Raw genomic sequence first — 22,669 nt, forward strand, 5'->3', positions numbered from 1 at the left:
ACGGAGCGAAACACAGGGCTCCTACGGTCGGAAACACCTAAGCGGATTTCCGCGTCGCAGTCTCCCGCACTCGCTACGCACGCTCTCCGACTTCCAGGATCGGGCCTTCGTGCTCGCGACATGGATGGGAGCGTGAAGGTGACTGGTACACCAGCACTTGAGTTGCGATCGGTGCACCGGGTCTACGGATTCGGGCCGTCCGCCACGAATGCCCTCGACGGCGTCGATCTGACGGTGCCGCCCGGCCGGTTCGTCAGTCTCATCGGGCCCAGCGGCTGCGGCAAGTCGACGCTGTTGCGCATGGTGGCCGGGCTTGAGCAGCCCGATCGCGGTGATGTCCGGGTGCATGGCGTGACGCCGGCGAAGGCGTGCGCCGCCAAGATGATCGGACTCGTGCCGCAGAACCCCGCGTTGTTGCCCTGGCTGTCCGTGCTGCGGAACGTCACACTGCCGCAGAAGATCAACAGGGGTGCCGCCGGGCGCCGCGAGCGCATCGGCGGATTCGCGAAGCGGCAGGCGGCCCCGGACATGCGGGACCTCCTGGTCAAGGCGGGGCTCGGCGAAGCCATGCACAAGCTCCCGGCGCAGTTGTCCGGCGGTATGCAGCAGCGTGCCGCGATCGTGCGCGCCTTCGGTCTGCGCCCCGACGTGCTCGTCATGGACGAGCCCTTCTCGGCACTCGACGAGTTCACCCGCGAGAGCCTTCAGGACCAACTGCTCGACCTGTGGGACGAGTTGAAGACAACGGTGCTGTTCGTCACCCACTCCGTCTCGGAGGCCGTCCGGCTCTCCGACACCGTGGTCGTCATGGCACCGCGGCCGGGCCGCATCGTGGACACCATCGACATCGACCTGCCCCGGCCGCGCGGAGAGAACCTCTTCCGGGAACGTCGCTTCCACGAGTACGAGGACCTGATCCGAGACCGTCTCCGCCACGCCTGGCACGGCGCGGCCGCGTGAAGGGGGTGCGGGAGATGACCGTGACCGACGAACGCGCCGGCACCACCCCGGCGACGGAGCCGCAGACACCCGTCGAACCGTCGCGCTTCAGCCTCAGGCATCCGAGGTCCCGGATCGCGTGGGTCCGTCCCTCCGTGTGGCTGCCCCTCGCCGTGATGCTGGCCTTCCTCGCCGTCCTGTGGCAGTGGGGAGCCAGGGAACTGCCCTACCTGCTGCCGCCGCTGCCGAAGATCGGCGACTCGCTCACCACGGAGTTCAGCTACTACGTCGACAACGCCCTGGTCACCCTGGGTGAGGCGACGGCCGGCCTTGCGCTGGGGTTCGTCGCCGCGGTCGTCCTCGCGGTGCTGACGACCGAGCTTCCCGTGGTGCGCCGGGCGGTCATGCCGATCGCGGTCGTCCTCAACGTCACCCCGCTCGTGGCGATCGCACCGGCACTGGTCGTGGCCTTCGGTTTCGGCCCGCTGCCCAAGCTCGTCATCGCCGGCCTGATCTGCTTCTTCCCGATCCTCATCAACACCGCGGCCGGTCTGCGGTCCGTGCCGCAGCAGGTGCTGCAGGTGTACCGGACGATGGACGCGGGCCGCTTCGAACTCCTGCTGCACGTGCGCTTCCCCAACGCGCTGCCGTTCCTGTTCGCGGCGCTGCGCATCGTCTTCCCCCTGTCGATCGTCGGCGCGGTGGTCGCCGAGATGTCGGCGTCCGGATCGACCCGCGGTCTCGGCACCGCGATCAGTGTGGCCTCGTCGATGAACCAGCTGCCGGTCGTATACGCCTCGATCCTCGTCCTCGCGGTCCTGGGCGTACTCCTGCTGCTCGTCGTGACGCTGGTGGAACGCCGCGTCCTCCACTGGCACGACAGCGCGCACAACTGACCCGCCCTCACGTCTCTGTCCCCGGTCGCCCGCGATGGCGGGGCACTCGGCGCCCCATGCCCTGATCCGCCCCATGGGCGGCGCCCTTCTCCGGCACACCCCTTCCCAGGCACCCCATTCCCCGGCGGCCCCCGCCAGTTCGGAGTCACCCATGCAGTCCACCCTCATCAGATCCGGCCTCGCCTCCCTCGCCGCCGTCGTACTGACGGCCGGCCTCGCGGGATGCGGCTCGGACTCCTCCGACAGCACCTCGGCCGGCTCTGCAGGTTCCGCGATCTCCGCCGCGCGGTGCGCCGAGAACAAGGCCGCCGGAAAGATCACCTACCTGTCGGGCTACCAGTACCAGTCGTCCGTGTCGATCCTCGAGTACATCGCCGCCGCCAAGCTCGGCTACTTCAAGGACCTCTGCCTCGACGTCGCCCTCAAGCCCGGCACCGGCGACACGGCACAGAACACCAAGCTCCTCGCCAGCGGACAGGCGACCGTGAGTCCGGTCGCCGAGCAGGACGTCATCCAGGCCCGGGCCAACGGCATCGACATCACCGGCATCTCCTCGTACTCGAACGCCGGCCTCGAAATCCTGATGACGAACAAGGACATCACCAAGCTGACCCAGCTCGACGGCAAGGTCGTCGGTCACAAGGGCTACGTACCCGCCACCGTCCAGGCCATGATGGTCAAGGCCGGAGTCAAGTGGGACTCGCTCAAGCTGGTCAAGCAGGGCTACGACCCCTCCGTACTGCCCCGCAGGCAGGGCGGCCTGGAGGCGCTCACCGGATTCGTCTCCAACGAGCCCAACCAGCTCAAGGCGGCCGGCGACAACGTCACGGTGTGGAAGCCGGTCGACTACGGCGTCCCGAGCTCACTCGGCGCGATGGCGGTGAATCCGGCGTTCGCCAAGGCCCACCCGCACGCCGTCGAGGACATCCTGCGCGCCGCGCTGCACGCCTACGACTACTGCACGTCCAGCGACAAGCACATCGCCGAATGTGTGGGGTACGCGGCCGAGCTGTCCGGACCGACCTACGACAAGAAGCTGAACACGGCGATCTGGAAGACCGAGACGCAGGTCGTCAAGGACAACCCGACGCCCGGACAGCCCCGGGGCGGCATCGACCCCGACAACGTCACGGGGCTGGTCGGCATGCTGCACCAGTTCAAGATCGTGCCCGACAGTGTGACCGCCGACCAGGCCCGGGGGTGGTTCGACGCTTCCTTCGTCAAGAACGTGTACGCCGCCGACAAGCTCGTCTGGCCCGCCCCCTGACCGCACCCGCCGCTTCAGCAGCCCGCACGGCTCCCGGCTCCCCGCACGGCGCCGGCGATCTCACAGAAGGACTCACCCGCATGCCCGCGAAAGAGTACGGAATCTTCCTCCCCATCGGGAACGGCGGATGGATGCTGTCCACGACCGCACCCCACCCCGAGGCGACCTACGCGTGGAACAAGCGCGCAGCCATCCACGCGGAGACCATCGGCCTCGACTTCGTCATGTCGATGGCGAAGTGGCGCGGCTTCGGCGGCAGCACCGACCACTGGGGCCGCTCGCTCGAATCGATGACGATGATGGCGGCGCTCGCCGAGGCGACCAGCCGCGTCAAGATCTGGGCGACCCTGCACGCCAACGTCCACAACCCCGCCCTCGCGGCGAAGATGTACGCCACCCTCCAGGACATCTCCGGCGGCCGCGCCGGCATGAACATCGTCAACGGCTCCTACGCGGGCGAGTTCGAACAGTTCGGCCAGTGGGACCCGCGGCTCAGCCACGCGGACCGCTACCGGATGACGGAGCTGTGGACGGAGGCGGTCACCCGCCTGTGGACCGAGGACTCCGTCACCATGCGCACGCCGTACTTCGACCTGGTCGACTGCGAGTCCCGCCCGCATCCGGCCACCCGCCCGACCCTCATCAACGCGGGCAGGTCGGAGGACGCCCGGCGCTTCCAGGCCAAGTACGCCGACGGTGCCTTCCTCTCCGCCGAGAGCCTCGACGAGATGCGGATGCTCTCTGCGGACGTCCACGACCGGGCGAAGGCCCACGGCCGCGTCTGCAAGACCTACTCGATGCTCACCGTCGTCCAGGACGAGACCGACGAGCTGGCCGCCAAGAAGGTGAAGCAGTGGGGCGCGGGACTCGACCGCGAGGCCCTCGCCCACATGCGCCGCACCTGGGGCATCCCCGAGGACCAGGCCCGCGCGTGGGCCGACGGCGCGGACGGCGAGGCGGCGTTCCAGACGCCGTACGTCGCCGGATCGGCGCAGACGGTCACCGACCACATCGAGTACATCGTGCGCGAAGCCGACCTCGACGGACTCATGCTGATCTTCCCGGAGTACGACGAGGACATGCTGCTGTTCGGCGAGACCGTACTGCCCGCCCTGCGCGCCCGCGACGAGGTGGCCGCCTGATGCCCGGCCTGCGCGACACCCAACTCGCCCACCTCACCCGACCCGGCAGCGGGCCCGCGCTGGTCGTGGTCGACGTACAGCGCGACTTCGCCGATCCGGCCCGCCTCACGGAATACGGGCTGACGGACGCCGCGCTGGCTGCCCTCGACCAGGCGGTCACCCGCGTCGGCGACCTCGTCGACGCGGCACGCGCCGCCGAAGTGCCCGTCCTCTGGGTCGAGTTGGGCAGCGACCCGGCCCGTCCGTGGCGGGCGAGCAACTGGCTGCGCGGCGGCGACTACGACGCCCCCATGAGCCCGGCCGAACCGTGCGTCCGCGGTACATCCGGGGCGGAGTGGTACCGCGTGCGGCCCGCCGAAGGCGAACCGCACGTCGTCAAGCGCGGCTACAGCGGCTTCCTCGACACCGATCTCGCCGCCCGGCTCCACGAGGCCGGCTGCGACTGGCTCACCGTCGTGGGCCTGACGAGCGAGTGCTGCGTGTACGCCACGGCCCAGGACGCCATGCAACTGGACTGGCCCGTGGTCGTCCCCCGGGACGCCACTGCCGCCTACGACCTCGACGTCAACGCCGCCGCCCTCGCCCAACTGGCACTCAACGTGGCCGTGCTCAGCGACGCCGACGAGGTAACCGAAATGTGGAAGAAGGCAGCGCGGTGACCGGCATGCACATCGGCTACGACCTCTCCTTCACCCACACCGAGGGTGCCTGGGCCCGGCAGGGCTCCTGGGTCGGGCACGACTTCCCCGACGTACGCATGTACATGGAGCTGGCCCGGACGGCCGAGCGCGCCAGCGTGGACCTGCTGTTCTTCGGTGACGGAAGCGGCATCCCCAGCACCTGGCGGGGGAGCATCGAACCGGCCGTGGAGTGGGGCATTCAGTGGCCGCGCCACGACATGTCACCGGTCATCGCGGCGATGTCCACCGTGACGGAGAAGATCGGCTTCGGGCTGACGTACTCCTCCACGTTCATGCATCCCTTCTACGTCGCCCGGCTGCTGAACTCGCTCGACCACGTGACGGGCGGACGCATCGCCTTCAACGTGGTCGCCTCGACGCGCGGCGCGGACGCGGCGAACTACGGGTTCAACGAGCTGATGGACCACGGTCTGCGCTACGAGCGAATGGAGGAGTTCGTCAAGGTCTGCCGCGCGCTGTGGGACTCGGTGGCACCCGACGCCATCGTGCGCGACCGGAACACGGGCCGGTTCGCCGACCCCTCCAAGGTGCACCCGATCGATCACGCAGGGCGCTTCTTCACCGTCAAGGGCCCGCTCGCGTCGGTGCCCAGTCCGCAGCACCACCCGCTCGTCGTGCAGGCCGGCAACTCGCCCCGTGGCATCACCGCGTCGGCACGGCTCGCCGATCTCGTCTTCGGTTTCGGCGGCAACCTCATGGCCCAGCACCGCCACCGCAAACTGCTCGACGAGGCACTCCTCGCCGAGGGGCGCGACCCGGCCCGCGTGGGCATCCTCTGGGCCACGCAGGTCATCGTCGGCCGCACGACCGCCGAAGCCGAGGCACGCCGTGACGCGGCGCACGAGTTCTGGAGCGAGGAGGCCGTCGCCACCTACCTGTCGCACAACGCCGGCTACGACCTCTCGACGCTGCCGGACTCCTTCCGCCTGGCCGAGCTGCGCGACGAGATCGTCGCGGCCAACGCGAGCCCGGCCGGCCTCGTCGGCTCGCTCATCGCCGAGTTCGGCGAGGACCACACGATGAGCCGCGACGAGTTCTTCGAGCACGGCCGTGAGCGGGCGACGGGGCTCGACCACGGCATCGTCGGCGACCCCGCCACCGTCGCCGACGCGCTGGAGGAGAACTTCGCCGCGACCGGATCGCGCGGCGGCTACATGTTCTCCAGCCCGCTGGCCATGCCCTCGGGCTTCGCTGAGATCAGCGAGCTGCTGCTGCCTGAGCTGCGCCGCCGCGGTGCGCTCGCGCCGGCCTACCCGGGCGCCACGCTGCGCGAGAACCTGGCGGTGTGACATGACAGCACCGAGCGAGCGACGCCATTGGCTCGCTCTCGGCAGTCTGTGCACGGGGTTCTTCATGCTGCTGCTGGACAGCACGATCACCTCGGTCGCGCTGCCCGCGATGATCACCGGCCTGGACACCACCGAGACCCTCGCGATGTGGGTCAACAGCGGCTACCTCATCGCCTACGCCGTGCCCCTGATCATCGCGGGACGACTGGGCGACCGCTACGGCCACCGGCGCGTCCACCTGGTCGGACTCGCGGCGTTCACCCTCGGGTCGCTGCTGTGCGCGCTGGCCCCCACCATCACGGCACTCATCGCCTGGCGGGTGGTCCAGGGCGTCGGCGCCGCGCTGATGACCCCGCAATGCCTCACCATCATCAAGGCGCTCTTCCAGCCGCCGCGCCTCGCCGTCGCGCTCGGCACCTGGGGCGCCGTCGGCGGCGCCGCGGTGGCCGTCGGGCCGCTGGCCGGCGGTCTGCTCGTCGCCGTCGGCGGCTGGCCCGCCGTGTTCTGGGTCAACGTCCCGGTCGGCATCGCCGCGATGGCCGCCGTGGCCGCGTTCGTACCCGCCCTCCCCCGCCAGAAAGCCGGCATCCCGGTGTGGGCCATCTGCGCGAACGCGACCGGCGTCGGCGCGCTCGTCCTCGGCATCCAGGGCACGGACGCCGGGAGCACGGACGTCCTGGGTGCCCCCCGGTGGCTTCTCGCCGTCGCCGGCACGCTGGTGGTCGCGGCCGTCGTCTGGGTGCAGCGTCGCGAGGGGCAACGCGCGCTCGTGCCTGTCGCGTTGCTCCGCAGCCGCGGGTTCGTCACCGCGTCCTGGGCCGGCGCCGCCGCTGCCTTCAGCGCCGGCTCGGCCATGATCCCCCTGATGCTCTACCTCCAGCAGGAGCGCGGGCTCGATCCCGGCGCGGCGGCGCTCACTCTCGTACCTATGGGTGTGCTGTGCCTGCTCGGAGCGCCCGTCTCGGCCCGGCTCAACAACGGCATCGGGCCCCGTGCGGTCGCCGTTCTCGGCTCCCTCGCGCTCGTCGTCTCCATCGGGGCCTCGGCGGTGCTCGTCGCGACGGACGCGCCGATCCCCGCGCTGACCGCCGCCTTCGCGGTGTACGGGGTGGCCAACTCGTTCGTCTGGTCGCCCCTGTCGATCGCGGCGGTGAGCTCGGTGGCGCCGGACGAGGTCGGGGCGGCGTCCGGAACCTTCAACGCCATGAAGCAACTCGGCGCCGTGCTGGGCAGCGCGGTCTGTGCCGTTCTGCTGGCCGGATTCGACTACGCGGCCACCCTCGGTGGCCTCGCCGCCGTCGGACTGCTCTGTCTTCTCGCGTCTGTGTTCCTCCGGGTCGACCGTCCCGGGGCCGCTTCCGCCGCGGTCTCCGCCGCCGCGCCCCCTCTACCCACAGGAGTCGCCTGATGAAAGCCGTCGCCGTCGTCGGAAACCCCAAGGGCGGCTCGCGCACCCGCGATGCCGCCGAACGCCTCGCCGCAGCCCTCGGGCTCGACTGCGATGTCCTCGAAGTCACCTCCCTCGGAGCCGGCCTGCTCACCTGGGGCGACCCGGACGTCACCGCGGCCGTCGAGCGGGTCAGGTCCGCCGACATCGTGATCGCGGCCTCCCCCACCTACAAGGGGACCTACACCGGCCTGCTCAAGCTGTTCCTCGACCAGTTCCCCACGGCGACCGGCCTCGCGGGCCAGGTGGCACTGCCCCTCATGCTCGGTGCCGGACCGGCACACGCCCTCGCCCCCGAACTCACCCTCAAACCCGTGCTCGTGGAACTCGGTGCGACCTGTCCCGCACAGGGCCTCTACCAGCTCGACTCCACCTACACGACGGACAACTCACTCGCCCGCTGGGCCGGGCAGTGGGGTCCGATCGTCCTCGACGCCGCGAAGACGGGAGCAGACCGATGACCGCACTGAAGGGTTTCACCTCGGATCAGGCCGAGGTCAAGCGGGCGTTCGCCGGATTCCCCTCCGGAGTCGCGGCCGTCTCCGCACGCGTCCACGGCGAACCCACCGTCATCATCGTCTCGTCGTTCACCGTCGGAGTCTCGCTCAACCCGCCCATGGTGTCCTTCGCCGTGCAGCACACCTCGACGACCTGGCCGGTGCTGTCCCGCGCGGACACGATCGGGGTCTCCGTCCTCGGAGAGGAACACAGCGACAAGACGCGGCAACTCGCGTCCCCCAGCAAGGAGGGCCGGTTCGCCGGCGTCGAGACCGTCCAGGCGGAATCCGGCGCGATCTTCCTCGAAGGTGCGCCGGTCTGGCTGGAGTGCACCATCGAGCACCGCTACCCGGCCGGCGACCACGACATCATTGTGCTGCGCGTGCTCACCATGCTGACGGACGACGACCACAATCCGCTCGTCTGGCACCGACAGGCACTGAAGTCGCTGGACAGCTGACAGGACCTCGGCGGGTTGTTCCAGGCGCGGTGAGCGTCCGGAACAACCCGCCGAGGCAGGAACTGGTACAGGTGGGGCGGCACTTCAGCCCGGCAGACGTCGGCGTCAGTGGCTGGGAACCACGCGTCGTCCCACAGATGCTGAGCCATGCGCTCCCCGCTGTGATCAGATCAGGCCCGCGCCTCCGTCGACATCGAGGAGCGCCCCTGGGCGGGCGGGATCGGTGGTGATGCGTCGGCGGGCACGGTCTTCCACTCGGAGCACGGGGCGTAGGAAACTCCCTGATTGTGGAAGCCATGTCTGTCGACTTCCCCGAACCGGCACCCACTTGACTGAGCACCAGATCAAGCCACCTCACCAACAGCGCCGAAGCCCCGGGAGACTGACACTCGTGGAGTCCCAGATCATCGTGAGTCTGGCGTCTACAGGAGTCGCGGCCTTGGCAGTCGTCGCGAGCCTGGTGACGACACTGCTTTCCCTGCGCGCACAGCGGGAGAACACGCGCAACACGCTCGACACGCAAGAGCGGCTTTCCGCCGCGCAAGAACGCTCGCTTCACGAGCGATCACATGCGCAGGACCTGCGCGACAAGCGAGCCGAGCCGTATCTCGCCTTGATCAAGTGGGCCGACCGACTGCTCGTAGCGCTCGACGAACTGGACGAAGTCGCCAAGCCGTACTTGTCAGTCGAGGAATGGAACATCACCCCGGACGTCGACAACCTGCTCGACCTCTACGCCTCCGACGTCATCCACGTGCGATACGCGGCCCTCCGCGGCAAGCTCATCGGGCTCGTCGCCACGGACGGCCCGCGGACTCCCAAGCTGGTGACCTGGACGGAGTCGGAAGGCGAGGTCGACAACGTCAATATCGAGACCGGGGCGCCATGGAGCGCCTGGCCCGCACGAGTGGAAGCCCGTGCCCAGCTGATGGACGACGCCATCGATCTCATCGCGCAGGTCCGGGCCGAATTGCAGGGGAGAACGAGTCGCGGATACTCATCATCTGGCGGTTGTCCTGACAGACCGACAGCCGATGCAGAGCGGCGTGCTCCGAGTATGTCCAGTCCACCACCGGGCATCAGAGACTCCACTCCCCGCGCCGCACGCTCACTCATCTCAGCTCCATACGACCGCAAAACGGACGCGACGCGACCATGCCGGACACCGCCGCCAAGTGCTGGATGAATTCGCCGCCGTTTTCCTCGGAGGACCCTCATACGAGGGTGAGGACGTGCGGGCGCGTCGCTACGCCGCGTGTGACGCGGTGCTTTTCGCCGATGCGCGCGGCTCGATGGTCGATATCGTGCAGATGGTCGGACGGGCCCTGCGGTTGGATACCAGCGGTCTCCGTGTGTGCCAGGGAGTTCCAGCCACTTGGCGGGGGTGTAGCCGACGATCGTCGGATGGCCGACGGAAGGCATGGGCTTCCAGGCTGATGGCATGACAGAGCGTGCGCAGGAGCTGAAGCCCAGCACTTCCCATCGGCCGCCGGCCGGAGCAAGGGCCCGTGGGAACGTTGGGCGGCGCGGGAGCGAGCTCTGGGAGTTCCTCGGCATGGCGCTCGTGGCGAGCGGCCTCTGTCTGGCTGCCGCTGGCCCTGACCTCCGCGCTGCCGTTTTGCACACGGTCGCCGCGACGGCCGTCGAGCCGGCCTCCTGAGTCGAGCGCCACGGCCCCGTTCGGACCGATGCCCGCCGCTGCTGACGCGCTGCGCGGGAGACCACGTACGAAAGGAATCTTGTGAACACCGCATCCGCCTCGGAGGCGACGACGGGTGCCGAGTCCCTGCGCGTCCGCGAGACGCTCAAGGCGATGTACGGGTACGTCCGCCCGCACCGGTGGGCCGTCGCACTCGGTCTGCTGCTGGCGCTGGTGGGCGCCACCGGCGGGCTGCTACAGCCGCTGGCCACGAAGGCGCTGGTCGACCGGCTCTCGTCCGGCGGCACGCTCGCCGCCATCCTGTTGGCCCTGACCGTGCTGGTGTTGCTGAGCACGGTGGCCGAGGCGTTCGGCGCCTATGTGCTGGAGCGGACGGCCGAGTCGGTGGTCCTGGCCGCCCGCCGCGGCCTGATCGGCCGGCTGCTGCGACTGCGGCTCACGGCTGTGGACCGGATGCAGCCGGGCGATCTGATGTCGAGGGTGACCTCCGACACCACGCTGCTGCGGGCCGTCAGCACTCAGGCGGTGGTCAACGCCGCGACCGGGGCGCTGACGCTGATCGCGGCGGTCGTGGTGATGGCCTTCCTCGATGTCGTCCTGCTCGGCGTCGCGCTCGGTGTGGTCGCGGTCGTCGGCGTGGGCGCCGCCCTGGTGATGCCGAAGATCGGGCAGGCCGCCGAGCGCGCGCAGGAGGCTGTCGGGGAGATGTCCACCGGCCTGGAGCGGGTCTTCGGCGCGTTCCGCACGCTGAAGGCGTCCGGCGCCGAGGAGCGGGAGACCGCTCTCGTCGAGGCTTCGGCCCGGCGGGCCTGGCGCCACGGCGTGCGCGGCGCGAAGTGGGAGGCCCTGCTGGGAACGGCGGACAACCTCGCCGTCGAGCTGGCGTTCCTCGCGGTGCTCGCGGTCGGCGGGGCGCGGGTGGCGTCCGGGGACATCCCCGTCTCCACGCTCATCGCCTTCCTGCTGTACCTGTTCTACCTGATGGAGCCGGTGTACAAGCTGGTCGAGGCCGCCTCCCAATACCAGGAGGGTGCGGCCGCGATCTCCCGGATCAAGGAGGTGGACCGCCTGGCGGCTGAGCCGCCGGCCGAGCGCCGGCCGGTGCGGCCCGAGGCGGCGGCACTCGTGCGGCGTCCGGCATCGGTCCGCTTCGAGGAGGTGTCCTTCCGCTACGGGCCCGGGCTGCCGTACATCCACCAGCAGGTGGACTTCGAGGTGCCGGGCGCAGGGATGACGGCCTTCGTCGGCCCCTCGGGTGCGGGCAAGCCGACGGTCTTCTCGCTGATCGAGCGGTTCTACGAGACGACCGGCGGGCGCATCCTGGTCGACGGCCGGGACATACGGCAGTGGCCGCTGTCCGAGCTGCGGTCCGTCATCGGGTACGTCGAACAGGACGCTCCGGTCCTGGCCGGCACGCTGCGGGAGAACCTGGTCTTCAGCGCCCCCGGCGCGACGGACGACGACATCCGCGCTGTCCTCACCCGTACTAGGCTCGACACCCTCGTCGACCGTCTCCCGCACGGCCTTGACACCCTGGTCGGACACCGCGGCTCGAAGCTGTCCGGCGGCGAACGCCAACGCGTCGCGATCGCCCGCGCACTGCTGCGCGGACCTCGGCTGCTGCTCCTGGACGAGGCGACCTCGCAGCTCGACGCCGTCAACGAGCTGGCACTGCGGGACGTCATCGCGAAGACGGCACGCGAAACCACCGTCCTGGTGGTGGCACACCGCCTGTCGACGGTGACGGACGCGGACCGCATCGTCGTCATGGACGCCGGGCGGGTCCGCGCGATCGGCACCCACGAGGAGCTGGTGGCCGAGGACGAGCTGTACGCACAGCTCGCCGCGACCCAGCTCCTGCTCCCCATCGGGCGCCCCGGCCACTGAGAGAAGTCCCCGGCTGCCCCCGCCACACGGCGGGGGCAGCCCTGCTGTACGGCGTAGTGGTACCGGACAGCCGTCGGATTCCGAGGCACCAGACGATGCGTGAGGCTGACGGGCAGTGCCCGCGTCACCCAGCGCTCCGCTCTTACGCGCTCAGTCCGCCACCTCACCTGGAGCCCCACGCCCGCCCGGCAGTTCCGTGGCATCGACGAACAGCAGGACCACCAGGATGACTTCGGCCGCGTGCTGGGCGATCTCGGAGTTGAGCGTGACCGCGATCTGGCTGTGCGTGAACAGCTCGGTGATGACGCCCGCGAAGACCAGCACCACAGCGGCTCTGACGTGCCCCCGCTCAGCCCTCGGGCGACAGCGGCCCACCCGGCTGTCACTGCGGTGATCACGGTCAGGACGAAGGTCATGTGGATTCCGGTTCCGGGGCGACGACACGTATGAAGCAAGAGGGGCCGGGCCCTGCCGCACGAGGAGCACGCTCCCCACTGCTTCGTGAGCCCGGCCGCAGCGCCGCCGTATCCGATCCTAAGATCCACTGTCCGTGGACGGCGGCGTCGAGCGGGCCTCGGAGCCGGGGCGGGCCATGAAAGGCCGCCCGCCCCGGTCCTGCGTCATCGGATGTGCTTCGCCGGCTTGGTGGCGGCGTTGAGCAACGCCTCCAGCGGTCCGCGGCGGAAGAAGCGGGACCAGACCGCGGCGAACACGATCGCCCCGAAGATGAACGTGAGCACGGGAATCCAGGACGTCTGGGTGCTTTCGCCGGCCGATACGCTGAGCATGGACTGCGCGAGGAAGTGGCCGACGTATGCCGTCAGCGACATGGTGCCCACCGCGATGACCGGCGTCGCCAGGCGGCGCAGGCGCGGCAGGCGGTCCATGAGCACCGTCGCGCCGACGATCACGAGGATGGCGACGCCGACGCTGCCGATGATGTCGAAGGTGGTGCCGCTGTGCGGCCCGGCAGACAGCAGTTCCGAAGCCGCCCGCTGAGGGGCCTCGAAGGATCCGCTGCCGAAGGACGACGCCTTCTCGAACCCGGCGGACGACGACTTCCCGTCCTCCGCCATGCTGCGCAGAGCGTCCTTGCCCGCCAGCAGCAGGGACAGCCCGTACGCGCCGATGGTCAGGGCGGCGCCGAGAGCGGCCAGGCGACGCTGGACGGAGACGGCCGAGAGGTCGAGGCGGGCCAGTGCCATGCCGGCGACGACGAACGACATCCAGGTGATCGTCGGGTAGAAGCCGGTGAGCAGCAGGTCGAGCACGCCGACCTCGCTGAGCTTCTTGAGCGGGTCGTAGGCGTCGACGGTCTGCTGGACGGACTCACTCAGCCGCGAGTTCAGGACGAACGCCAGCTGGGGTGTGACGAGCGCGAGCCCGGCCGCGGTGATCGCCAGTGCCTTGGCCGACAGCCGCAACAGGGGCAGGGCGAGAAGGAAGTAGACGCCGTAGAAGCCGAGGATGATCACTCCCCCGTACTCCATCGCCAGCACGGTGCCCAGCGCCAGCAGGACCACGGCGCGGATCGCGATCCGGGCCTTCGCCTGCCGGCCGGCGAGGCCGGTCTTCGGCTCGCGGCGGCCGGCGATCAGCATCAGCGAGAACCCGGCGAGGGTGGCGAACAGGACCGACGAGTGCCCGTCGGCCATATACCGGACCCAGGTGCCGGCGCCGTGCGTGGAAGAGAGCACCGGGCCGATGTGGACGATGTACATACCGAACACCGCCAGCGCACGGGCCAGGTCTACCCCGACGAGGCGTCCCATCGAGGGCTTCCCTGCGGACTCGGACGAGATAGGGAGTCCTGAAGGCGAGTTCTCCTGCGGAGACGATGTCGCCTGCGGCGGTTGTATCTGTGTCATACGAAGAATCTCCCGGTGCGGTACGGACGCGGACCATCCGGCAGGCTTCGGTGACACCCCCGCCGAGCGGCCGGAAGCACCCCCGCCGACCGGCGGGCCAGGAGGGACGGACAACTACCGGGAAGTGGCCGACGTATGCCGCCTAGCCAGTGCCTCAGCACTCATCGCTGGCGGGGCGGGCCCTGGTCCTCGAAGCGGTCCGGACATCGGCTGTGGACCGCGGACTCGGCGCGGGGCCACGGACCGATCGCATGGACCGATCCCACGGAACGAGGACGAGGGGCGCCATCCGCCGGGCCTCGCCCGCCGGCCTGCCGACCGGCCGGAGCGCACCCCCCGAACGGCTGGAGCGGACCCGCCGGGTGTCCACAGTCCGTGGGTGATCACATCACCGCGTACCCTGCCCGACGTACGGTCGACGTCAGGCGAACACCGTACGAGCGCGCGGAGCATCGGGATGGATGGGTCGCCGAGCAGCGGGACACAGCAACAGAGCAGACGAGTGCGAGGCGAGACGCCGGTGATCCGGGTAGTGGTGGTGGACGACGAGGCCCTGGTGCGGTCCGGGTTCCAGATGATCCTGAACGCGTCCGACGGCATCGAGGTCGTGGCGACCGCGGAAGGGGCGCAGGCCGCCGACGTGATCCGGCGCGAGCGGCCGGACGTCGTGCTCCTGGACATCCGTATGCCGGACGTGGACGGCCTGACCATCCTGCGGCAGATCCAGGAACTGCCCGAACCGCCGCACGTGGCCATGCTGACCACCTTCGACACCGACGAGTACATCCTCACCGCACTGCGCTCGGGGGCCTCCGGTTTTCTCCTCAAGGACACCGAGCCCGAACAGCTCGCCCAACTGGTCCGCACCCTGGCCGCGGGTGGAGTGGTGATGTCCCCCAAAGCCTCACGCGCGCTGCTCCGCAGCCACCCGGGGGCCGGAGCACCCCAGGACGCGGACGTTGCACGCGTCAGCTCGCTCAGCGACCGGGAACGCGACGTCCTCACCCTGATCGCGGAAGGACTCTCCAACGCGGACATCGGCACCCGCATCCACCTGAGCCAGGGCACCGTCAAGGACCACGTCAGCTCGATCCTCACCAAACTGCGGGTCACCAGCCGAGTCCAGGCCGCACTCCTCGCCGAGCGCGCCGGACTGCTCACCCGCACCGACGACGACACGACCCGGAACAACGGACGATGAGTTCGGGCCGGGCACTGTGGCGGCGCCTGCCGCCCTGGGCCGTCGACACGGGCCTCGTGGTACTGGCCGCGCTCGACGCATGGATCAACCTCCTGGGCGAGGGCACCACTGTGATGTGGGCCTGCGCCGCCGTGGGCTCAGCCGGACTCATACTGCGCAGGCGCTTCCCGCTGGCCGTGTTCCTGCTGACACTGCCCATGGCCCTGTTCATGGACGTCGCGGTCGCGCCGATGGCCGCCCTGTACACACTGGCCGCGTCCACCCGCAGCCGCCCGCTGCTGGCCGGCTGCGCGCTCCTGAACGCGGCGGCGGGCACCCTTGTCTGGCCGCTGTCCGGCGGGTTCGACGGCGACCGGACCTGGACGCTCGTCCAGTTCGTCTACACGCTCGCCACGGCCCTCGCCCCCGTCCTGTTCGGCCAACTCGTGCAGGCCAGGCACGATGTGGCCCGCCAGCTCGTCGAGGTCGAGGAGGCACGGGAACACGAACGCGCCCTCTACGCCCAGACCGTCCTCGCCCGCGAACGCGCCCAACTCGCCCGCGAGATGCACGACGTCGTCTCCCACCAGGTCAGCCTCATCGCCGTCCAGGCCGGAGCCCTACAGGTCGCGGCGAAGGACCCCGATGCCCGCGAGGCAGCCCTCACCATCCGCACCCTGAGCGCGAACACCCTTGACGAGCTCCGCCACATGGTCACGCTGCTCCGCGCCTCCGGCGGGAAGACAACCGAACTCACCCCCCAGCCCACCCTCGCCGACCTCCAGCAGCTGATCGCCAACAGCGGCATCGAGACCACCCTGACCGGACAGCTCCCGGACGACATCAGCACCACCGCCCAACGCGCCGTCTACCGCACGGTCCAGGAAGCTCTCACCAACGTGCGCAAACACGCCCCCGGAGCCCGCGCCGACGTCCACCTCTGGCACGACACGCACCACTTCGGCGTCACCGTCACCAATACCTCCCCCACCCGCCCATCCGTCGCCCTGCCCAGCGCCCGCCACGGCCTCATCGGCCTGAAAGAACGCGCCGAACTGTTCGACGGCACCCTCACCGCCGAACCCACCCCAGAAGGCGGCTACAAGATCGAACTACGAGCCCCCACCCGGCCCGCCTGACCACAAACCGCGGAAGCGAACAGCCCGGTACCGCAGTTGCGGTGCCGGGCCGGATCGAGGTTGTGGCTCAGGACGTCAGCCCTGGCGGGCCTTGAAGCGCGGGTCCTTCTTGTTGAGCACGAAGGTGACGCCCCGTCGGCGTACCACCTGGGCGCCGGGCTTGGCCTTCAAGGAGCGCAGGGATTTGCGGACCTTCATCGGGTCTCCTTCCGGGGGGCGGAACGGGGTGCGCCGTCAGGGGCGGACGGCAGCGGTGGTGCCGTAGCGCCGCTGGAAGCGTTCTACGCGGCCCGCGGTGTCCAGGACGCGTGAGGTGCCGGTGTAGAAGGGGTGGCTCGCCGACGAGATCTCGACGTCGACGACCGGGTACGTGCTGCCGTCCTCCCACTCGACCGTGCGCTCCGAGTGGAGGGTGGAGTGGGTGAGCAGGTGGAAGCCTGCCGCGCGGTCGCGGAAGACGACGGGGCGGGAGACGGGGTGGATGCCGTGCCTCATGGGGTGGCCTTTCTCTTTGCTCCGACGGGGAGCCGTGGAGAGGGGTGTCAGCGTTCCTCTCGGAACAGGACGTGCGCGCCGACCTGCGGGTCGTACTTGCGCAGGACCATCCGGTCGGGATCGTTCAGACGGTTCTTGCGGGTCACGTAGGTGACGCCGGTGCCGGCCGTCGACGTCAGCCGGACGACGGGCCGCGTGGTGCTGCGTGCCATGAGGTGCTCCTTCCGCCACCACCCGAGCCATTTGACCCGGACATGTCATACATCTTCTTCAACGCCGACGATCGGTGTCGCATTCCCGACGCTCGCCGCCCTCGGCGAAGGATCATGGGGGTGAAGGGCGGTCGCCTACGCGGCGAAAGGCTCTGCGGGGCTTCAGCCGGACGATCGTCCCCGCAGGCGATGGATGAGGCCCGGGGACACTGTCCCCTTCACTCCCACGCCGGCTTCAACACACCCGCCCCGGCCGGCATTCCCGACGCGGAGCTCTCAGGCCACCGCCCCGAATGACACCCGCCGCGGCAACGCCGGGCATGTGGAGGAGCCCCGTGGCTCCTCCACAACGGCGGCCCGCCCCCGGCGGCCGGGAGTACAACCGCCGTGCCGCGTCGACGACCTCACGGCTCAGCGGAGCGTGCGCTCCAGCCGTTCCGCCACCAGCTTCACGAACCGCGCGGGCTCCTTGGGCTGTCCGCCTTCAGCGAGGACGGCAAGTCCGTGCAGGAGTTGGGCGGTCTCGGCGAGCCCCGCCCGCTCCTCCTGCTCCGCGTAGGCCTGCCGCAGGCCACGGACGAGCGCGTGAGCGGGGTTGAGTTCCAGAATCCGCTTGGTGACCGGCACCTCCTGGCCCATCGCCCGGTACATGTTCTCCAGCGCCGGAGTGAGGTCATGCGCATCGGAGACGACACACGCCGGTGACACGGTCAGGCGGGTCGACAGCCGGACGTCCTTGACCTCCTCCCCCAGTTGCTCCTTCATCCACTCCAGCAGGCCGGCGTAGCTCTCGTCCTGCTCATCCCCCGCACTGTCCTCCTGCTCGCCGCCCTGGACGTCGAGGTCGATCTCACCCTTGGCGACGGACCGCAGCTGCTTGCCCTCGAACTCGCCCACGGCGTCGACCCACACCTCGTCGACGGGGTCGGTCAGCAGCAGGACCTCGACGCCTCGGGCCTTGAACACCTCCATGTGCGGGGAGTTCTCGATGCTCTGCCGGGACTCGCCGGTCAGGTAGTAGATGTGCTCCTGGCCGTCCTTCATCCGCTCCACATACTGCTGGAGCGTCGTCGGCTCATCTGCCTCATGGGTGCTGACGAAGGACGCGACGGCGAGGATGGCGTCGCGGTTGTCCGGGTCGCCGAGCAGTCCCTCCTTCAGCACGGCGCCGAACTCACGCCAGAAGGTGGCGTACTTCTCGGGGTCGCGGGCCTTCATCTCCTTGACCGACGACAGGACCTTCTTGGTCAGCCGTCGCTGGATCATCCTGATGTGGCGGTCCTGCTGGAGGATCTCCCGGGAGACGTTGAGCGACAGGTCCTGCGCGTCGACGACGCCCTTGACGAAGCGCAGGTACGGCGGCAGCAGCGCCTCGCAGTCGTCCATGATCAGCACGCGTCGGACGTAGAGCTGGAGACCGCGCCGGAAGTCCCGGGTGAACAGGTCGTGCGGGGCGTGGGCCGGGAGGAACAGCAGCGACTGGTACTCGAAGGTGCCCTCGGCCTGGAGCCGGATCGTCTCCAGAGGGTCACGCCAGTCGTGGCTGACGTGCTTGTACAACTCGTGGTACTCGTCCGCCGAGACCTCCTCGCGCGAGCGTGCCCACAGGGCCTTGCGCGAGTTCAGCGTCTCCGGCTCGGCCGTCTCCGCGCCTTCGTCGTCCTGGGGGACGAGGCGGATCGGCCAGGTGATGAAGTCCGAGTACCGCTTGACGATCTCCCTGATCTTCCAGGTGGAGGTGTAGTCGTGCAGCTGGTTCTCGGGGTCGGCGGGCTTGAGATGGAGGGTCACGGACGTGCCCTGGGGCGCTTCCTCGACCTTCTCCAGCGAGTACGTGCCCTCGCCACGGGACGACCAGCGCGTGCCGCTGCTCTCACCGAGGCGCCGGGTCACCAGAGTCATCTCGTCGGCCACCATGAATCCGGCGTAGAACCCGATGCCGAACCGGCCGATCAGCCCCTCCGCGCCGGCCTCGTCCTGGGCCTCCTCCAGTTCCTTGAGGAGGGCGGCCGTGCCGGAGTTGGCAATGGTGCCGATCAACGTGCCCACCTCGTCGTACGACATCCCGATGCCGTTGTCCCGCACGGTGAGCGTACGGGCCTTGGTGTCCACATCGATCTGGATGTGCAGGTCGGACAGGTCCACGTCGAGACCGTCGTCGCGCAGGGCGGCCAGGCGCAGCTTGTCGAGCGCGTCGGAGGCATTGGAGACGAGCTCCCGCAAGAAGACGTCTTTGTTCGAGTAGACCGAATGGATCATCAGCTGGAGGAGCTGACGGGCCTCTACCTGAAACTCAAACGTTTCGGTGGACATGGTTCGCGTGTCCCTCACAGGTCCCTGAGTCGCGGAAAACGGACGACAGTCACTTTAAAACACCACGTCAGGGAGTTTCACGTGAAACTGACAGCTCGTCACACCTCAGTCCCGGCGGGCCGTGACGTCACCGTTGACCGTGGTCAGGTGCATCAGGCGTTTTCGGTCGGCATCCTGAGCGTGGGCATCGGTCGTGGTGCGCCCGTTGTCGGTGCTCATGATGACGCGGTAGGCCGGGGCATCGTGGGGGACGGTGACATCGACCGAGCCGTTGACGGTCCTCGCGGTCACACTCGCGGGTGAGGCAGCGCACTGCATCACCACATCGCCGTTGACGGTGCTCGCGTGCAGCCGCCCGGCCTCGAGCGATGCCGCGCGCACCGATCCGTTGCGGGTGGACAGCCGCAACAGGGCGTGCTCCTGGCCGGAACGGGTCACCGTCACATCGCCGTTGACGGTCGTGACGTCCAGCGCGGCGGCGACGCCCACCACGTCGACGCCGGCATTGCGGGCGGTGACAGTGACCTTCGCGCCGTCGGGGATCTCGACGTACGGCATCCGTGGACAGCCATGGTCGTCGTGGTCGGCGCAGTCGAGGTCCAGGGTCCAGCGGTCGCCGTGGTGGGACCAGTGCCCGTCGATCCGGTCGTCCACGCTGATGTGGTCGCCGTAGGCCGGGCGCAGCCGCAGTCCGTTGTCGGTACTGATCAGCACTTCGCCCCCGGACGCCGCCGCACGCAGTGCGTTGTCGGCTCGGGACGCGTCAGTGCCACCGCCGCCGCAGGAGCCCGCGAACGGCAGCGCCAGCAGCAGCAACAACGCCGGAGGCACGAGGTGCCGTGGGGGCATCACCTTCATGCCTCTACGGTTTCCCACCATCGACGCGGCCATGGCGGCGTGCACGGTGCCGGCCCTCACGCTCCGGCTTGCAGACGAAGGCCTGTCAGGGTCAGCTCCAGGGCGGAGCGGAACTGGTCGACGTCGTCGTGGCCGTCGAACTCGTCGACGATCTCGTGGACGAACGGGAATTCCTGTGGGTCGAGTTCCCTCCAGGCCTGGGCGACGCGGTGGAGGTATTCGTCACGGTCCACGACACCGTCGAGCATCTCTTGGGTCGGCTCCTGTCCGAGGTCGACGGCGGAGCCGACGACGACTCCCACGATGGCGGAGACGGCGTGGAACCGCTGGTGCGCGGTGAGGTTCAGGCGGAGAGTCTGCTGACCGAGCTTTTCGTACAGCCCCAAAGTGTTGTTCTGGATGCTGGTGTTCCGCATGAAGTAGGAGCTCAGCCAGGGACGTTGCACGATCGCGTCGAACATCGTGATGGCCATGGCGCGGAGATCGCCGATCGGGTCGTCGCTGAGGGGAATCTTCTCGACGTCGGCGAGGACGGGGCCGATGGCGTGGTCGGCGGCCCGGTCGAGAAGTTCGTCCTTGTTGGCGACGTACCAGTAGATGCTGGCGACGCCGCCGCCGAGGCGCTGTGCGAGCGCCCGGAAGGTCAGAGCCGGGGCTCCTGCCTCGTCGAGCAGAGCCACCGCCTCGGCGAGGACGGACTCCATGGAGTGCGAAGCCCGTCGGCGTCCCCCGCCGGAGCGGTTCTGCTGGCGTGTCACGGCTTGATCCCTTCGCGTCTTGCACCGTATCGAACGTTGTTCTATCGTACCGCATCGAACCATGTTCGATAGCCGAACGCCGTTCGATTGGAGAACCGTCATGACCACCGCAACGCTGCACACCCCCGCACGCACCTATCCATCCCTGCGCGCGGCGTGGATCCCCCTCGCCGCCCTCTGCCTGGCCTTCTTCGTCGAAATGGTCGACAACACCCTCCTGTCGATCGCCCTGCCCACCATCGGCCGCGACCTCGGCAGCGGGACAACCGCTCTGCAATGGGTCACCGGCGCCTACTCGCTGACCTTCGGCGGACTGCTGCTCACCGCCGGATCCATGGCCGACCGGCTCGGCCGACGCCGGGTGCTGCTCATCGGGCTCGCCGTTTTCGGCTCGCTCAGCCTGTGCGTCGTCCTCGTCACCACAGCCGGCCAGCTCATCGCCCTGCGAGCCGCACTCGGCATAGCCGCTGCGGCAATGGCCCCGATCACGAACTCACTGGTCTTCCGCCTGTTCGACGACAAGGCCCTGCGGATGCGCGCCATGACGGTGATGATCATCGTCGGCATGTCCGGGTTCGTCCTCGGACCACTGCTCGGCGGCACCGCCCTGGCTCATGTCCGCTGGGAGTGGCTCCTCGTCGTGAACGCCCCCATCGCCGTGATCGCATGCATCGGCGTGCGACTCGGCGTCCCCAGCGACCGGCCCGAAGACCTCACCAAGGACTCCCTCGACGTCCCCGGAGCCGTCCTCAGCGTCGCTGCCATCGGCCTCGCCTGCTACTCGCTGACCAGCGGCGTCGAGCACGGATGGCTCTCGGCCATCACCCTCGCGTCGATCACCGGCGCCATCATGGCGGCGGTCGCGTTCATCCGGCACGAACGGCGCAGCAAAGCCCCCATGCTCGACCTCGACCTCTTCTCCAACGGCACGGTCCGCGGCGCCGCCATCGCGCAGATCGGCACGTCCATCGCGATGGCCAGCGTGATGTTCGGGCTGATCCTCCACTTCCAGTACGCCTACGGATGGAGCCCGGTGCGGGCCGGCCTCGCCAACCTGCCGATCATTGTGACGATGCTGACCGCCGCGCCCCTGTCCGAGTGGCTCGCACGCCGGTTCGGCCACCGCGTCGCCTGCCTGGTGGGCGCCGCCTGCCTGGCCGGATCGCTGGCGGGCCTGTCCTGGGCCGTCGGCCACGGCTACGCCGCCATCGCATCCTGCATGGTCCTCATGACCGTGGGACTGCGCACCGTGATGACGATCTGCGCGGTCGCACTCGTCGAGGCGATGCCGAGCAACCGCACGTCCATCGGCGCCGCCCTCAACGACACCGCCCAGGAAGCCGGCTCCAGCGTCGGCACCGCCGTCGTCGGCACCTTGATCGCCGCCCTCGTCACCACCCAGCTCCCCGCCGGGACGTGGAGCAGCGGCCTCATCGCGTCGTTCTTCCACGGCGAGCGGGTCACCTACGCGCTCCTCGCGGTCGTCGTAGGACTGATCGCCGCGGGCGGCGCGCTGAGCCTGACCGACTCCCGCACCGTCGAGGAGCACACCGCCGAGGAAGCTGCCTACTGACTTCCTCGGGTTGTTGTCGGCTGCTGGATGAGGGGCAGTCTGGTGCCTGCCAGGCAGCCGTCGATGAGGTCGGGCTGGAGCTGGATA

At 69.3% G+C, this 22,669-nt stretch carries 22 protein-coding genes; 14 read left to right on the forward strand and 8 right to left on the reverse strand.

Annotated elements, in window-relative coordinates; all coding sequences use genetic code 11:
* Window positions 1-138 precede the first annotated feature (138 nt).
* The 11 genes from ACFY0U_RS44385 (at window position 139) to ACFY0U_RS44435 (ending at window position 12,186) form a co-directional block, all read left to right on the forward strand.
* Complete coding sequence (locus ACFY0U_RS44385) at window positions 139-960, forward strand: ABC transporter ATP-binding protein (protein WP_388646007.1); 822 nt, start codon at window positions 139-141, stop codon at window positions 958-960.
* A 14-nt stretch (window positions 961-974) separates the two neighbouring features.
* A complete protein-coding gene (locus ACFY0U_RS44390) occupies window positions 975-1,835 on the forward strand; it encodes an ABC transporter permease (RefSeq protein ID WP_388646008.1) in 861 nt (286 codons plus the stop codon).
* A gap of 151 nt (window positions 1,836-1,986) precedes the next feature.
* On the forward strand, window positions 1,987-3,102 hold the full coding sequence (locus ACFY0U_RS44395) for an ABC transporter substrate-binding protein (protein WP_388646009.1): 1,116 nt from the start codon (window positions 1,987-1,989) through the stop codon (window positions 3,100-3,102).
* Between the two features lie 80 nt (window positions 3,103-3,182).
* Window positions 3,183-4,244 (forward strand): LLM class flavin-dependent oxidoreductase, encoded by a 1,062-nt coding sequence (locus ACFY0U_RS44400; protein ID WP_388646011.1) that lies wholly within the window; start codon window positions 3,183-3,185, stop codon window positions 4,242-4,244.
* Window positions 4,244-4,903: a cysteine hydrolase family protein gene (locus ACFY0U_RS44405; RefSeq protein ID WP_388646012.1), complete on the forward strand. Its 660-nt coding sequence runs from the start codon at window positions 4,244-4,246 to the stop codon at window positions 4,901-4,903. Before ACFY0U_RS44400 ends, ACFY0U_RS44405 begins: the two co-directional genes overlap by 1 nt.
* Window positions 4,882-6,234, forward strand: a complete 1,353-nt coding sequence (locus tag ACFY0U_RS44410; RefSeq protein WP_388646014.1) for an NtaA/DmoA family FMN-dependent monooxygenase — start codon at window positions 4,882-4,884, stop codon at window positions 6,232-6,234. The genes ACFY0U_RS44405 and ACFY0U_RS44410 overlap by 22 nt, the downstream gene beginning before the upstream one ends.
* A gap of 1 nt (window position 6,235) precedes the next feature.
* The gene (locus ACFY0U_RS44415) at window positions 6,236-7,642 is read left to right on the forward strand and encodes an MFS transporter (RefSeq protein ID WP_388646016.1); all 1,407 of its coding nucleotides are present in this window, start codon (window positions 6,236-6,238) and stop codon (window positions 7,640-7,642) included.
* Entirely contained in the window at window positions 7,642-8,142 is a 501-nt protein-coding gene (locus ACFY0U_RS44420) for an NAD(P)H-dependent oxidoreductase (RefSeq protein ID WP_388646018.1), read from the forward strand. Before ACFY0U_RS44415 ends, ACFY0U_RS44420 begins: the two co-directional genes overlap by 1 nt.
* Complete coding sequence (locus tag ACFY0U_RS44425; RefSeq protein WP_388646020.1) at window positions 8,139-8,639, forward strand: flavin reductase family protein; 501 nt, start codon at window positions 8,139-8,141, stop codon at window positions 8,637-8,639. Before ACFY0U_RS44420 ends, ACFY0U_RS44425 begins: the two co-directional genes overlap by 4 nt.
* A 391-nt stretch (window positions 8,640-9,030) precedes the next feature.
* Window positions 9,031-9,825, forward strand: coding sequence for a hypothetical protein (locus ACFY0U_RS44430; protein WP_388646022.1), 795 nt, complete (start codon window positions 9,031-9,033; stop codon window positions 9,823-9,825).
* Between the two features lie 555 nt (window positions 9,826-10,380).
* Complete coding sequence (locus ACFY0U_RS44435; protein WP_388646024.1) at window positions 10,381-12,186, forward strand: ABC transporter ATP-binding protein; 1,806 nt, start codon at window positions 10,381-10,383, stop codon at window positions 12,184-12,186.
* A 150-nt stretch (window positions 12,187-12,336) separates the two neighbouring features.
* On the opposite strand, the gene ACFY0U_RS44440 is transcribed toward ACFY0U_RS44435, so the two are convergent.
* Window positions 12,337-12,510: a hypothetical protein gene (locus ACFY0U_RS44440; RefSeq protein WP_388646026.1), complete on the reverse strand. Its 174-nt coding sequence runs from the start codon at window positions 12,508-12,510 to the stop codon at window positions 12,337-12,339.
* Between the two features lie 296 nt (window positions 12,511-12,806).
* The gene (locus tag ACFY0U_RS44445; RefSeq protein WP_388646028.1) at window positions 12,807-13,958 is read right to left on the reverse strand and encodes a DUF418 domain-containing protein; all 1,152 of its coding nucleotides are present in this window, start codon (window positions 13,956-13,958) and stop codon (window positions 12,807-12,809) included.
* Window positions 13,959-14,628: 670 nt separating this feature from the next.
* Between ACFY0U_RS44445 and ACFY0U_RS44450 the strand changes: the two genes are divergently transcribed.
* The gene (locus ACFY0U_RS44450; protein ID WP_388646041.1) at window positions 14,629-15,255 is read left to right on the forward strand and encodes a response regulator; all 627 of its coding nucleotides are present in this window, start codon (window positions 14,629-14,631) and stop codon (window positions 15,253-15,255) included.
* The gene (locus ACFY0U_RS44455) at window positions 15,252-16,373 is read left to right on the forward strand and encodes a sensor histidine kinase (RefSeq protein ID WP_388646030.1); all 1,122 of its coding nucleotides are present in this window, start codon (window positions 15,252-15,254) and stop codon (window positions 16,371-16,373) included. The genes ACFY0U_RS44450 and ACFY0U_RS44455 overlap by 4 nt, the downstream gene beginning before the upstream one ends.
* Before the next feature lie 75 nt (window positions 16,374-16,448).
* Here the strand turns inward: ACFY0U_RS44455 and ykgO are convergent, their stop codons facing one another.
* The 6 genes from ykgO to ACFY0U_RS44485 form a co-directional block, all read right to left on the reverse strand.
* A complete protein-coding gene (gene ykgO / locus ACFY0U_RS44460) occupies window positions 16,449-16,571 on the reverse strand; it encodes a type B 50S ribosomal protein L36 (protein WP_046258531.1) in 123 nt (40 codons plus the stop codon).
* A 36-nt stretch (window positions 16,572-16,607) separates the two neighbouring features.
* Window positions 16,608-16,868: a type B 50S ribosomal protein L31 gene (locus tag ACFY0U_RS44465; protein ID WP_388646032.1), complete on the reverse strand. Its 261-nt coding sequence runs from the start codon at window positions 16,866-16,868 to the stop codon at window positions 16,608-16,610.
* 47 nt (window positions 16,869-16,915) lie between these two features.
* Window positions 16,916-17,080 carry a 50S ribosomal protein L33 gene (rpmG, locus tag ACFY0U_RS44470; protein WP_388646034.1) on the reverse strand — a complete coding sequence of 55 codons (165 nt, stop codon included), beginning with the start codon at window positions 17,078-17,080 and terminating at the stop codon, window positions 16,916-16,918.
* Between the two features lie 411 nt (window positions 17,081-17,491).
* On the reverse strand, window positions 17,492-19,393 hold the full coding sequence (gene htpG, locus ACFY0U_RS44475; protein WP_388646036.1) for a molecular chaperone HtpG: 1,902 nt from the start codon (window positions 19,391-19,393) through the stop codon (window positions 17,492-17,494).
* 105 nt (window positions 19,394-19,498) lie between these two features.
* Window positions 19,499-20,251 (reverse strand): DUF4097 family beta strand repeat-containing protein, encoded by a 753-nt coding sequence (locus ACFY0U_RS44480; RefSeq protein ID WP_388646037.1) that lies wholly within the window; start codon window positions 20,249-20,251, stop codon window positions 19,499-19,501.
* A 56-nt stretch (window positions 20,252-20,307) separates the two neighbouring features.
* Complete coding sequence (locus ACFY0U_RS44485) at window positions 20,308-20,955, reverse strand: TetR/AcrR family transcriptional regulator (RefSeq protein WP_388646043.1); 648 nt, start codon at window positions 20,953-20,955, stop codon at window positions 20,308-20,310.
* A 154-nt stretch (window positions 20,956-21,109) separates the two neighbouring features.
* On the opposite strand from ACFY0U_RS44485, the gene ACFY0U_RS44490 reads away from it, so the two are divergent.
* Complete coding sequence (locus ACFY0U_RS44490; RefSeq protein ID WP_388646039.1) at window positions 21,110-22,582, forward strand: MFS transporter; 1,473 nt, start codon at window positions 21,110-21,112, stop codon at window positions 22,580-22,582.
* The last annotated feature ends 87 nt before the right edge of the window (window positions 22,583-22,669 follow it).

The sequence above is a fragment of the Streptomyces sp. NPDC001536 genome (assembly GCF_042894505.1).
GTDB lineage: Bacteria > Actinomycetota > Actinomycetes > Streptomycetales > Streptomycetaceae > Streptomyces.